Source organism: Thalassotalea sp. PP2-459 (genome assembly GCF_001913705.1).
Lineage (GTDB): Bacteria > Pseudomonadota > Gammaproteobacteria > Enterobacterales > Alteromonadaceae > Thalassotalea_C > Thalassotalea_C hakodatensis.
Window position 1 is genome coordinate 136,742 of the sequence record NZ_MKQD01000038.1, and the last position, 12,283, is coordinate 149,024.

The 12,283-nt window shown below is 38.3% G+C and carries 10 protein-coding genes and 3 pseudogenes; 4 read left to right on the forward strand and 9 right to left on the reverse strand.

Translation table 11 applies throughout. The features are described from left to right. Positions 1–114: 114 nt before the first annotated feature. From BI291_RS09190 to BI291_RS09200, 3 genes are read right to left on the reverse strand one after another with little or no spacing between them, the layout of a single operon-like run. Positions 115–1,380 (reverse strand): HAMP domain-containing sensor histidine kinase, encoded by a 1,266-nt coding sequence (locus BI291_RS09190; protein WP_074498453.1) that lies wholly within the window; start codon positions 1,378–1,380, stop codon positions 115–117. Positions 1,381–1,398: 18 nt separating this feature from the next. Continuing rightward, entirely contained in the window at positions 1,399–2,100 is a 702-nt protein-coding gene (locus BI291_RS09195; protein ID WP_074498454.1) for a response regulator transcription factor, read from the reverse strand. Continuing rightward, positions 2,100–3,011, reverse strand: a complete 912-nt coding sequence (locus BI291_RS09200; protein ID WP_074498455.1) for a S9 family peptidase — start codon at positions 3,009–3,011, stop codon at positions 2,100–2,102. The genes BI291_RS09195 and BI291_RS09200 overlap by 1 nt, the downstream gene beginning before the upstream one ends. Before the next feature lie 182 nt (positions 3,012–3,193). Between BI291_RS09200 and BI291_RS18550 the strand changes: the two are divergent. Next, positions 3,194–3,471, forward strand: a pseudogene (locus BI291_RS18550) (endonuclease III); the annotation flags it as partial. 618 nt (positions 3,472–4,089) lie between these two features. Here the strand turns inward: BI291_RS18550 and BI291_RS09205 are convergent. Together BI291_RS09205 and BI291_RS09210 are read right to left on the reverse strand one after the other, a co-directional pair. Beyond that, positions 4,090–5,328 carry an FG-GAP repeat protein gene (locus BI291_RS09205; RefSeq protein ID WP_074498456.1) on the reverse strand — a complete coding sequence of 413 codons (1,239 nt, stop codon included), beginning with the start codon at positions 5,326–5,328 and terminating at the stop codon, positions 4,090–4,092. Positions 5,329–5,403: 75 nt separating this feature from the next. Beyond that, a complete protein-coding gene (locus BI291_RS09210) occupies positions 5,404–6,315 on the reverse strand; it encodes an MBL fold metallo-hydrolase (RefSeq protein ID WP_074498457.1) in 912 nt (303 codons plus the stop codon). 250 nt (positions 6,316–6,565) lie between these two features. Between BI291_RS09210 and BI291_RS09215 the strand changes: the two genes are divergently transcribed. After that, complete coding sequence (locus BI291_RS09215) at positions 6,566–7,504, forward strand: LysR family transcriptional regulator (protein ID WP_074498458.1); 939 nt, start codon at positions 6,566–6,568, stop codon at positions 7,502–7,504. 62 nt (positions 7,505–7,566) lie between these two features. Next, positions 7,567–7,805 (forward strand): annotated as a pseudogene (locus tag BI291_RS18555) (endonuclease III); the annotation flags it as partial. A 62-nt stretch (positions 7,806–7,867) separates the two neighbouring features. Here BI291_RS18555 and BI291_RS09220 read toward each other — a convergent pair. The 3 genes from BI291_RS09220 to BI291_RS09230 all read right to left on the reverse strand — a co-directional run bounded on the left by BI291_RS09220 (position 7,868) and on the right by BI291_RS09230 (position 10,479). Continuing rightward, positions 7,868–9,277 carry a serine hydrolase gene (locus tag BI291_RS09220; RefSeq protein ID WP_074498459.1) on the reverse strand — a complete coding sequence of 470 codons (1,410 nt, stop codon included), beginning with the start codon at positions 9,275–9,277 and terminating at the stop codon, positions 7,868–7,870. Between the two features lie 127 nt (positions 9,278–9,404). Next, positions 9,405–10,001, reverse strand: coding sequence for a hypothetical protein (locus BI291_RS09225; protein WP_074498460.1), 597 nt, complete (start codon positions 9,999–10,001; stop codon positions 9,405–9,407). Position 10,002: 1 nt separating this feature from the next. Beyond that, positions 10,003–10,479: an RNA polymerase sigma factor gene (locus tag BI291_RS09230; protein ID WP_074498461.1), complete on the reverse strand. Its 477-nt coding sequence runs from the start codon at positions 10,477–10,479 to the stop codon at positions 10,003–10,005. Between the two features lie 198 nt (positions 10,480–10,677). On the opposite strand from BI291_RS09230, the pseudogene BI291_RS18560 reads away from it, so the two are divergent. After that, positions 10,678–10,926, forward strand: a pseudogene (locus tag BI291_RS18560) (endonuclease III); the annotation flags it as partial. 317 nt (positions 10,927–11,243) lie between these two features. On the opposite strand, the gene BI291_RS09240 reads toward BI291_RS18560, so the two are convergent. Continuing rightward, positions 11,244–12,254 carry an alpha/beta fold hydrolase gene (locus BI291_RS09240; RefSeq protein ID WP_074498462.1) on the reverse strand — a complete coding sequence of 337 codons (1,011 nt, stop codon included), beginning with the start codon at positions 12,252–12,254 and terminating at the stop codon, positions 11,244–11,246. Positions 12,255–12,283: the final 29 nt, after the last annotated feature.

The following is a 12,283-nucleotide window of genomic DNA, read 5'->3' on the forward strand; positions in this document are numbered from 1 at the left end:
TTCACTAGTGCGATATCCAAATGGTCAATACAATCTAAATATTAAGATCGTCCAAGTGTTTAACTTTTGCACTTGGTTGGTTTTCGCTTAAAGCTCATTAGGTATTATACAATGCTACTGAGAGTGAAAGCACAGTTTAACAGCTACACCGTTTTCCATTTGCTCTATCTTTACCTTAACACCATATTTTTCACACAAACGTTTAACTAACGACAGACCAATCCCACATCCGTTGCTCGAAGAACCACGAACCCCTGTCTCAAACGCCTCTGATATAGCAACCCCCGAAGAAAAGCCTTTACCGTTATCGATAACACTTAAGCTACCATCATGGAAGGATAATTTGATTTGGTTACACTTACCGTGTTCGACTGCGTTATAGAGTAAGTTTTGTAGAATTAGCTTAAATTCATCTTCTCCCATTTCTATGTAAACATTGCTATCAATTTTTATACACAAATCGATACCTGTAAGCACCTCTAGGTTATCAAGCACACAACTTTCAATCAGTGCTTTTAGGTTCTTCTCTTTAATTTTAGTCTCTTTTTCACGAGCTAACGCTAAAAGTGCTTCGATGGTTTTTTGCATTTGTTTGTTTCCATCATCTATTCGATGAACAAATTTTTGTTGCTCTGGAGTAAGTTGAGTTTTAGTTAAGAGTGTTAAAGCACCTTGACTAATAGTTAAAGGAGTTCGGAGTTCATGTGATACATCACGAGTAAACTGTTGCTCTCGGTTTATGAGTGACTTGATCCGTGTTAGCGCTTCCTGTAAAACTTTGGCAAAGCGGCCGACTTCATTGTTTTTAAATTGGCTAGCAAAATTGGTTGGTAGCTGAGTAACTGGACTATTATCAATAATATCCATCAATCCATCGAGTGGTTGAAGCAGTTTTTTAGCTAACTTTACTGTCCCATAAGACAAAAGTAACGCTAACACTATGCCAAATAATAAAAGCCCTGATGAAAAGCCAAAAATAGTACCCATTAGTTTGTTTACAACAAGCTGATCACTTACATCCGCTAACAAAATGTGTTGATATAAATTAGACTCATCAACATAAGTAATGTGAAAGTGTTTACCACTATCATCACTAAATTCTTTACGCCGAGGCTCTCTTTCTAAGGCTGTTTGAATAGCAAGTGGCAGTGCGATGCGATCTTCATAATATTGAATAAAGCTTACATTTGACTGCGGGGGTAGCGCCAATTCAATTTGCTCTTTAACTAGCTGTTTTTGTTCATTTAATATTTGATAAAAGAAATTATCTTCCACAACATAGCTAAACATCACGGTGATTGAAGAAAATAACAAACTCAACAGCACCACAATAGAGACAAAATAAAAAACAATGCGATTTCTTAACTGTTTCGTTTTCATTTAATCCAACTGTAATTTTTATATATCTAAGGCGAAACCAACACTGTGAATGGTTTTAACGACATCGGTGCTAAAAGGCTTATCTACTGATTTTCTTAGCTGATAAATATGTGAGCGTAACGAATCAGAGTCAGTGCCATTATCTCCCCAGACTCTATCAATTAATTCACTTTTTGAAACCGGTCTAGGGTGAGATTCAATTAGGATCTGCAAAATCGAAAAGACTTTAGGCGGTAGCGACAACAATTGGTTGTTTCGGCTAACTTGCTGGCGTTGATAGTCCAGCGTTAATTTCTTTTCACCATCCCCAATTGAAGTCACTTTCCCTTGTTGCGGTATATTTAACCTGTTAGATAAAGCGAGACACCTTACATATAGTTCTTCAAGCGCGAACGGTTTAGTTAAGTAGTCGTCTGCACCATGAGTAAAACCAGCTAACTTATCATCAAGCGTATCTCTAGCGGTCAGCATTATAATGGGAATATGTCGATCCGAAGCTGCTCTTATCCTTTCACAGACTTCTAACCCTTCAATGTCGGGCAACATAATATCTAAAATAATACAGTGGTAGTATTGAGAAGCAGCAAGTTCGCAACCGTGCTTACCTTTATACGCAAAATCAATGACTGCATCATGCATTGTAAAATAGTCAGCAATATTATTTGCTATGCCGATGTTATCTTCAACTAACAATACGCGTAGTTGCGAACTTACTATCATTAATACCAACCTTTTAATTCTTTATAATACCCTTCAGGCAAGATATGTTCGCCGGCTATCTCGATATGGTGCTTATTGGGTACATTGAGGGCATCAAATAAAATGGCGTTATCCTCGACACTCGCATATTCATCATTATCAGCTGTCACTAACCAAACTTTTGCAGTGCTTAGTCGCGTAACAAAATTTAAAGGTGATACTCTCGCCACGGTATCTTTTGACGCAGGAGGAACAATTGATAAGACTTTATTGACTCGCTTATCTAATGAGGCCAATATTAAACTTATTTGCCCCCCCATACTGTAACCCGCCACACTAATGTTATTTGAGTCAAATTGTGGCTGATTAACAACCCAGTCCAGCAAAACCCTATGATCTTTTACGGAATCAATGATCATATTCTCGTACGGTTCTTTCTTGCCCCAAAACCACAAATCATACATTACATCTTTTATGTTGTAATCCAAGTTCTTACGTTTACCGTGATTCCTTGAGTCGATAGCTAATACGGCATAACCTCGAGCAAGCGCCATACTTGCTAATTCGTCCGTTTGTTCCAGAGTGTCTGAGCCCTTAAACTCACCTTCTACCCAACGCACATAAGTACGCCCCATGCCATGAACGCCTATTAGAATAGGAATAGGCTGAGAAGGGTCTGCATTTTCAGGATAAGTGAGTTGACCGTATACCCGCTCGCCATCAAAGCTATTAAACGTGATATTAAACTGCCCCTTTTCTAGTGCTGTAAGGTTCACATTAACGGCTTGCTTTTGATAACTATATAACTCTTCTAACTCTTGAACATTTACTTTGTATGCCTTCAAGCCGAACACAGTGTACCAACTCACTCCGCTAATCAACAGTATTACGGTTATTACCAGAACGATATTAAATATTTTTTTAGTCTTCATTTTTGTCCTAATTCTTTAAGCGATTAATGTCAATTTGACTGTAATGGCACTTTACCGAAAAGCTTGTGAAGTGAATGTGAAGTCAATTTGAAAAACTAGAAACAAGGACACAATTATTTAATGAGCTAAACCAAAACCTAGATGAGTAGGAAAATTGATGTTTCGTGACTGATAAACGAGTTAACGTAATGATGTAAAGCCTATTTTCATTATCTTTTGGTTGACCTACCATCGCGGTATACACCCATATTTTTAGAGTATCAAACCCCACTAAATTGGCCATAGGTAAAAACGTTGTTCTAGTAGAGAAAAAACTTCTAAAAGTAGTACCTGCTGAATTCAAAGTAGACGTCCACCATTAACTTTATTGTATGGACGTTACACCTGCCTTACCCATAAACCCAAATGCGGCTCTTGCATTATAGAAGATTTGTGTGAGTTTAAAGATAAGACAGAATAACGCTTGGCTCATTATTAGAGAGCACTGACAGTGCTTTCGCTCACAACAGCATGTTTTTTGTTTTGCGATTGATGCTGTTAATTCTTATATCGAGAGCTTACCGTATAATTCATTTTATTTAGGGGATGTCTTAGGAACTTTAAGACAGGTTTATAAGTATAACTTTATAGATAGTGAAAACTTAAAAACTATGCGTCACTTAATTAAAAAAGTATCAGCAATACATGAATTTAAAGGTAAATACGACCAAGTATCAGTGAATCGAATTCAGTCAAAAATAATACCAGAGAGAAGCATAGAAGAATAAACGCCAACAAAAGAGCAAGACCAAATTATCAAAGAGCTTCTATTTGTATACTGACTATCTTTTAATAGGTACTGTAGTGCTCGTAAAAAATTTAATATTGCTAGAAATAGAATCCTTTTGTTTGGTGTTTTTCATATATTTAAAATATGAGTTCTATCTTGCTAAAACTATTAGTGTCGATTCATATTGAAGATTTATATGAGTTTAAAAATAAAACAGAGTAGCCAATAGCTACTTAGAGAAAGTAACAATCTTATATTTCAATCAACCGAGTGCTTTATTGATTCATGCTTAACATCGCTCAGGAAAGGCTAAAGTTTGCTAGTACAATTCAAGTCTTGGATGAATACAGCTCCAGACTCTTGACCTAAAACATCGAAATTTGGAGTGCCAACAATAGCGATATCATTAGATAATCCTATACTCCAACCAAATTTATCATCAGGCATACTTTTCTTGGCTACATACTTAGATGTATAACGCCAACCACCTATACTTTTTTTGTATAGATACAGCGCTCCAGTATCTTTACCATTAGCGTCATGGTTCATTGCACTTATGATTGCAGTATCGCCGCTCAACGCCACCCCTCGTCCAAACCTATCGTCAGCTTGCCCATCGGGTGAAGTCAACTTCACTTGTTGTGTCCAAGTGCTGCCCTCTCGCACAAAAATATACGCTGAGCCAACATCTTTACCTAACTCTTTAATGTCGTCTCGTCTTGCGGAAATTAATGCGGTATTTTCCGACAGCGCAACCCTGACACCAAAAATATCAGTCTTACCACCATCAGAGGCCATAAGTTTAGCTTCCTGTTGCCATTTATTTTCCTCTAGAACATAAACGTAAACTGCCCCTGCATTTTCCGCTTTTTCATCATTTAAATCAGCACCAACAAGAATGGTATTACCATCAATGGCAACACTTATGCCAAATAAATCTCCCGTTACACCATCACTGGCCGTTATTTTTGCTTGATAGTGCCATATTTCCTTTTCTCGTTTGTAAATATAAGCGGCTCCTGAGTCGATGCCCAATGCGTCGTTACGTGGTGCGCCAATGACAAGATAGTTGTCGGTGAGTGCAATACTCTGACCAAAAGCATCGCCCGGTTTTGCATCAGGTGCAGTGAAAATACGATTCTGCTTCCAAATGTTCAATTTACGTTCAAAAGAGACAACAGCCCCCGAATCTTTCCCTTTATCATCCCTTCGCATCACACCTAACATTGCAATATTATTTTTCAATACCACTTTACCACCAAGTGTATCGTCAGCGAAGGCCGGCTTAGCAACGAGTTTTGCTTGCTTTTGCCAGCCATTGTCAGCCCATACATAAACATAAGCTGCTCCAGCATCTATTACACCATCAATATCAGCTTTTAATGCCCCTACGAGTGCAGTGTTACCATCGATAGCAACACCATAACCAAAAGCATCCCCTGCCTTGCCATCATCCGCTAAAAGAATATCTTGCGCTGCAAAGCCATTAACAGCAATTAATGTAAGAGTTGCGCATAGGTACCTTTTTACTTTATGTATTAATTTCATCAATTTATTCCAATCCACTTAAACTTGTTTTAGCTAAAAGGTACATATGAATAGACCTTTCACCTTCATCAATGACTACTCGAGCTGCCCCGTTATATCGTAGTAATGTGTAGTCAGCATTCGTTCGGTAGTGATAAATGCCCAATTCCAATTTTCTGTATAATTCTTTAAGGGGTTTAGTGCCTTAATTGCTTCCAAGGATAACCCTTTGTTAATAAATGCTTTAACAATATTGTGGGTATCGTTCAACATCGTGATACTTTCTTCTAAATCACTTATCGTCGCTACAGGCCCGTGCCCTGCGATAATTTTTGTGTCTTCGTCAGCAACTTCAATTATTTTTTTAATACCTGCAATGTAACCTGCTACCGAACCACCATTGTCTATATCGATAAATGGGAAACGTCTATTAAAAACAAGATCTCCGCCATGTATTACATTGCCCTCTTTAAACACGACAAACAGATCACTGTTTGTGTGCGCATTAGGCGTGTGATGAAGCTCAATGCTTTGGCCATTCATGTTGAGTGATGTACCTTCTGTGACGTCAGTTTTTGGGTAATATTGCGGCGTAAATGAGTGAGCCTTACGGCCTAACGCTTTAATTGCCCTTGGATTTTCAAGGTATCTACGTACATTAGGATGAGCCATAATTATTGCTCCTCGTTTCTTGAAGTACGCATTACCTCTGACATGGTCTCGGTGAAAGTGTGTATTAATGATAAGATCAACATCGCGGTTATCAGATAGTTTTTTCTGAGCACCATCAATAAGTTCAACTAAATGTTCCATCTGTGTGTCAACCATGAAAACGCCGTCTTTACCAATTAACACTGCCACGTTACCTGAACGGTCTGTTCTTAGTTCAAAAATTCCATACCCAAGATCAGTAACCTTGATATCGAAACCCTTGTTCCTGTCGTGGTTGTGAGCATCTGCAGCACTGAACCAACAAACAATAGCAATAAACTGAATTATTTTTTTCATTATCAATAACCAGAATTATTATCTAGTGTGGCTGTTAAACCAAGTACGTAACTTATTAATGCGAGTGCTGTTTTCATCTTTATCCTGGTTATCTGTGTTCTACTATTCCATTCATATTAAGAGAGCATAAAGGTAAAATATAATTTTAAAACGACATCATATTCATTTCAAAATATGATGAATAGATTAAAATGACAACCAATACATAAAATTATATGATGAATTAAAGCAACAATTAAGGACGTTAATTATGCGGCCCCATGAATTAAAATTATTGGTTATTTTTGATGTAATAATGACCGAAAAATCAATGACACAGGCGGCTGAGCGATTATCAATGACTCAACCCGCTGTTTCAAATGCCGTGGCCAGAATGCGCATATTATGGAAAGATGAATTGTTCGTTCCTGATGGACGAAAAATACAGCCTACAACTTTTGCAAACAACCTTTGGGAAAAAGTGCGAGATTCTCTGAATAATATCAATCAAGCGATAGAACCTGAAGAATTTGAAGCCAGAAGTGCTAAGCGAACATTTAGAGTTGCTTTACCTGATATTGCCCTTGATGCACTTTGGTTAGATATGCGCAAATTATTCGAGAAAGAAGCCCCAGGACTAAACTTACATGCGGTCCCATATACCATAGCTTGTACCAAACCAATATTGGATGGTGCTGATGTTGATCTTGTGATTGGACAAAGCAACCGCTCATTAGAAAACATCTGTTCAGATCACTTATTTGATACTAGTTATGTCTGTGTCATGCGTAAAGACCACCCTTTGACCAAGCATCGCCTAACTGTTGAGGAATTTTCCAAGGCAGAGCATTTATTAGTTTCATTATCTGGTGATATTGCTAGTCCTACAGACCAAGCTTTACAGCAATTAGGGTTAACTCGACGGGTCGCTTTTACGGTCAATAACTTTTCTTCCGCTGTCCCGATTATTAAAGAAAGTGATCTGATTGCAATTTTACCTACTGATCTTATTTATAAATATTTAGCTAACGATGAGCTTGCAATTACCCACCCGCCAGTAGATATTCCTCATACTTCTATTTCCATGTTATGGCATAAGCGACAAAGTGCCGATAAAGGGTTAATTTGGTTGCGAAAGCACATAAAGCAAATATTCATTAATCGAAGAACATATCAGGTTGAAAAAGTGCTGAACTGTATTGATTCATAGTATTTGTTTAAATGTCTATCACGTTAGAGTCGTCTTAGCGCCTACCATTAATATCTGTTGATTGGCCGACACTAGCGTTAGACACCCATACCTACTGTGTAAACAACCGCACTAAATTGGCCATGGGTAAAAACGTTGTTCTAGTAGAGAAAAAGCTTCTAAAAGTAGTACCTGCTGAATTCAAAGTAGACGTCCACCATTAACTTTATTGTATGGACGTTACACCTGCCTTACCCATAAACCCAAATGCGGCTCTTGCATTATAGAAGATTTGTGTGAGTTCAAGGATAAAACCGAGTAAGAAAGAAACGCCTTGTAAAAAGGCGCAAAATAAAGAGCTCTGAGCTACAAATAAATACCTTTCTATTTTAGTTTCTTGCCAAGTAGTGTTTGACCACCTTGATACAGAGTAAGTGACGTTGCTATGCCATCAGCATCAAGCTCAAATTCTATCCTCGCTTTTACTGCGTTATTAACAAACTCGTTGATTGAGTTGGCGATTAGAGGCAATTTTGGTTGTCCTGTACCTTGGACAAATAACTTATCCTCATCGTGAGTTATCGACAATATAAAGCCAGGTACCAGTTCATACCTTCCAATCAATTTTGCTAACTTTTCTTCAGCCACTTTTACAGGGGTGGTTAGCTTTAAAGATGCCAAAGAATTCGTCAAATAACTGTATCCTATCTCATCCATCAATACAGAAGTGTTCGATAAAATTACGATGCCTTTATGCAAAATAGGATTAAAGCCAATAAACGAAGCGAATCCACCTGTTTGACCATTGTGCATGTAAACATCACCGTGTTCCGTACCTTGAATGATCCACCCTAACCCCACTTTAGTGTGTGAATTTTCAAATTCGGCAGTAGCCTGGTGGCTCAATTTGATTGCCGACGCTAACTCGTTTTGTTGCATATTGGCTTTTAAATAAAGTGCCATGTCAGAAGCATCTGAAACAACAGCACCTGCGCCAGCCATTGCTGGTAGTTGCCAATAGTCGGTAGACTCAAGGTTTCCATTGTGACCTTTGCTTCTTCTTGTCAGCGCAGATTTAGGCACGTCAACAAAGGTATCGTTCATCTTTAATGGTTTTAGAACGCGTTGCATCAACATTTGTTCGTAATTCATATTATCAATTTTAGCGAGTGTGTGTCCCAATAAACCAACTGCAAGGTTTGAGTATTCCGGTGATTCACCTACCTCACGAGGCAAGGTGTATTGATTAAGAAACTCGTACATCATTTCTGTCGTGTAATCGACATAAGGGTTTAACGGGTCGCCAAACGGCATATTGCTTGGAAGTCTAGGCAAACCCGAACGGTGGTTTGCCAAAGACTCAAACGTGATGGCTTGGTCATTTTTCATTGGCAATCTGACTGACTTAGGCAAGTAGTTTTGAACGGGATCGGACAGTTTTAGCTTTCCTTCGTCGACAAAGGTCGCAAGTGCTGTAGATGTCATTACTTTGCTAACAGAGCCAATTTCAAACAAGATGTTTTGGTCGATTTCTTGAGCCGTTTCCTTGTTTGCAACGCCAACGTTAATAAAGCTCACTTGACCGTTTTCGATGATGGCAACGGCGATCCCAACACTCTGTTTTTCAGTTTCTACTTTATGTTTAAGCACCTTTTCTAGTTCGGCATTTGCTGCAGTTGCTTGTGAGTTACCAGAGGCTATCGCAATCATTAATGTGATCAATACGACAATAATCGCTGAAGAAGAAGCTTTCTTATTACTTTGTTGTTTGCTGTTTGTTTTTTTGTTGTTCATGGTCGAAATTCCTTAGTAAATTTTGGCCGCATTTGCCCGAAGCGACTTGCTCAACAAGTCACTCAAAGCGCCCTTAAAGGGTTTGTGAATAAGAGGGGGTAGAAACGTATGGGCTGTCTGTGGTGATTTAGCTCATTTCTGCCAATCGTTGTTCAATGTTCTTTAGCAATGGGGCAAACTTATTTTTGGCAGCGCGTTTATTTAAGAAGTACACACCCACAACCAGCAAAGCAACACAAGCGTAATACCAATACATGCCCGACGATATTTGAGGAATACCGTGTTCGTTCACCTTTGCCCCCAACGTGATGAGTAAAATTGCCACCGTCAGCGGCGCTATGTACCACCATACAACCGACTCCAACATTTGCTTTTGTTGCTGAATCTTTTGTTTTTCTTGGACTAAAAAGTCCTTAACGCTACCGCTTTTCTTGGCGTCTACTTTTTTCGCAGATATCAGTCGATAGGGTATGTACATGCAAGCGACAATCGCAATGATTAAACCAATGCTTTGCATCGTGTTTGCCGAATTTAATAACCCCCATATCCAAACCGGGATAAGAAATACTGCGATTCCAATTTCGAGAAAATCGCGACGTTTAATCTCTTTGTCAATCTTAGTGGTTTGTTGCTCAATCATGTCTATCACCTCAGTTAAATTATCAGGAGTTGATTCGGTTTCAATGGCTTGTTGCCAGTCTTGCTTTAAATCATCTAGCTTCACATCAATCTCCTATGTAATTGGTTTCAAATTCATTTTTAATGCGCTTAATACGCGACCTAACGGCATTGGAGCTAATACCAAGCACTGTGGCGCTGTCATCCGAAGATAAACCATCTAAGTACATCATCAGCAAGCTCGCATCTATGTCACTTAGCCCATCCATAAAGTGATTAAGAATGTCTGCTTGGCAGTTTTCATGCTTAGGCTGAATTTCTTGCATTGATTGATGAAGTGGAGACTGTTTAATCTCTTTTTGCTTCACTGCTGCCCGTACAAATGTGCAGGCCGTATTCAATGCCACTTTATAGACCCAAGTTTCTTGTTTCGACGCGCCGCTAAAAGACTCAAAACTTCTCCAGAGCTGTAGTAATATCTCCTGATAGATGTCGTCAAATTCGCCATCATGACTATACCGAGATGCGATATAACGAATGCGCCCTTGGTTGTTGATAATCATTTGTTCGAATTGTTTACGCATCTCGTATCTGCATATTGCCAATTGGTTAGATATTTAATTAGTCGGTGATAAAACACGATTGTGTCACATTGGATAAAATTTTTTATAATTAACTTGTTCCCCATCATTAAAGTACCGAGTTTCCTTGTTATCACCAAAAGTACTATAAGTCTAAAACCATACTGGAGGTCTTACCAAACACATCATCTCCCTTCATTATCTTTTGGTTGGCCTACCATAGCGGTAAACACGCACATATTTAGAGTCTCAAATCGCACAAAATTAGCCATGGGTAAAACCATCGACGATATCGAACAGTAACTTTTAAAGGTGGTACCTACGGAATTTAAAGTGGACGTACATCATTGGCTTATTCTATATGGTCGTTATACTTGCGTAGCACGTAAACCGCGCAGTATCGCTCGTATTATTGAAGATTTGTGTGAGTTTATGATTAACTTAGAGTAAAAATAATAAACAACTAACGTTAGACAATTAAAAAGTCGTCTAAAGGTCTGAGCAAAGCCGCACGCCTCACTTCATTTATGAACACTAATCTATCAACAAGAAAGGTACTAATTTTTAGTTTCTAACGTCGACTATACTAAAAGTCGACGTTAGAAATCTGTGCTCTTTTTTCGTAAAAAAATATCATGTTGCGTTTAATGAATAAGTAACGGCTTATACCAAGTTGGTAATTTCACCAAATGAAAGAAGTATAGAATGACTATGTATCCCTTATTTGTTTTGTCCTAAACTTGTTTATGTAGCTCTAGATTGAACAATTATTCAATCACATTGTTATTATTTATCAAAAATTGTGTAACTGTATCAGCAAATTCTTCAGGTTGTTCTACCCATGTCCAATGCCCCGTTTGCTCTAAAAATTTAAGTGTTGCTGTTCCTTCTGGTAGCATTTTATAAAATCGATAAGCCATTGCTGGTGTAGTTTTCCAATCTTTACGTCCGTTAATAATTAAGGTTGGAATAGGAAAGTCTTTGAACATTTCTTCTTTAATAATAACGTCTTTTAAAGTGCCAGTAATTTTTACTTCTGGGTCTAAACCGGCCATATCAAAATATACCTTGATATTTGAACCATCTCTTTTATCTCTTGAGCGGTATTTTCTTAATTTTGAGCGTTTTTCTGGGTCGTACCAATCAGACATATTACCGATGACTCTGTTGTAAAAGGCTTTCATATACTCATTACTGCTTGTTAATGCGCCTTTTGCTCTAATCTCCTCTAGTTTCTCCCACTGTTGTGGAAAAAAAGTTTTTCTCAAGTACTTGGCGGCATCAACATTCATCTGTTGACTTAGTCCGTCAGCAGATGCGCTTAACATGATCAACTTCTCTACTCTGTTCGGGTAAGTTAATGCATATTGCACCGCTGGGATACCACCATATGAATGACCTGCTAGTACGAGTTTCGGTACATTCAAATGTTGGCGTAACGTTTCTATATCTTCAACAGTGATCGATGGTGAGAACTTCTCTTGAATCTCTCTTGTCGCTCTGCCTACACCGGTTTCATCAAAATATATAATTTGATACCCGTGTGGTTTTAAAAAGTCTAATGCTCCCCAAAATATGGTGCGAGAAGCACCGGGACCACCATTAATCATAACAATGGGAGTGCCTTCACCGTCTGCTTCATAGTAAATATGACCAAATTTACTTTTAACGAAGTTACCTTGACCGTAAGGTTTAGGTAAAGAGGTGTCGGAGGCATTGGCTACCAGAACATTAATATGAAGTAAAAATAACAATGAGACAATAAATGCTTTTAACATAAGTAATTCCTTTGAATAAATAATTTAAA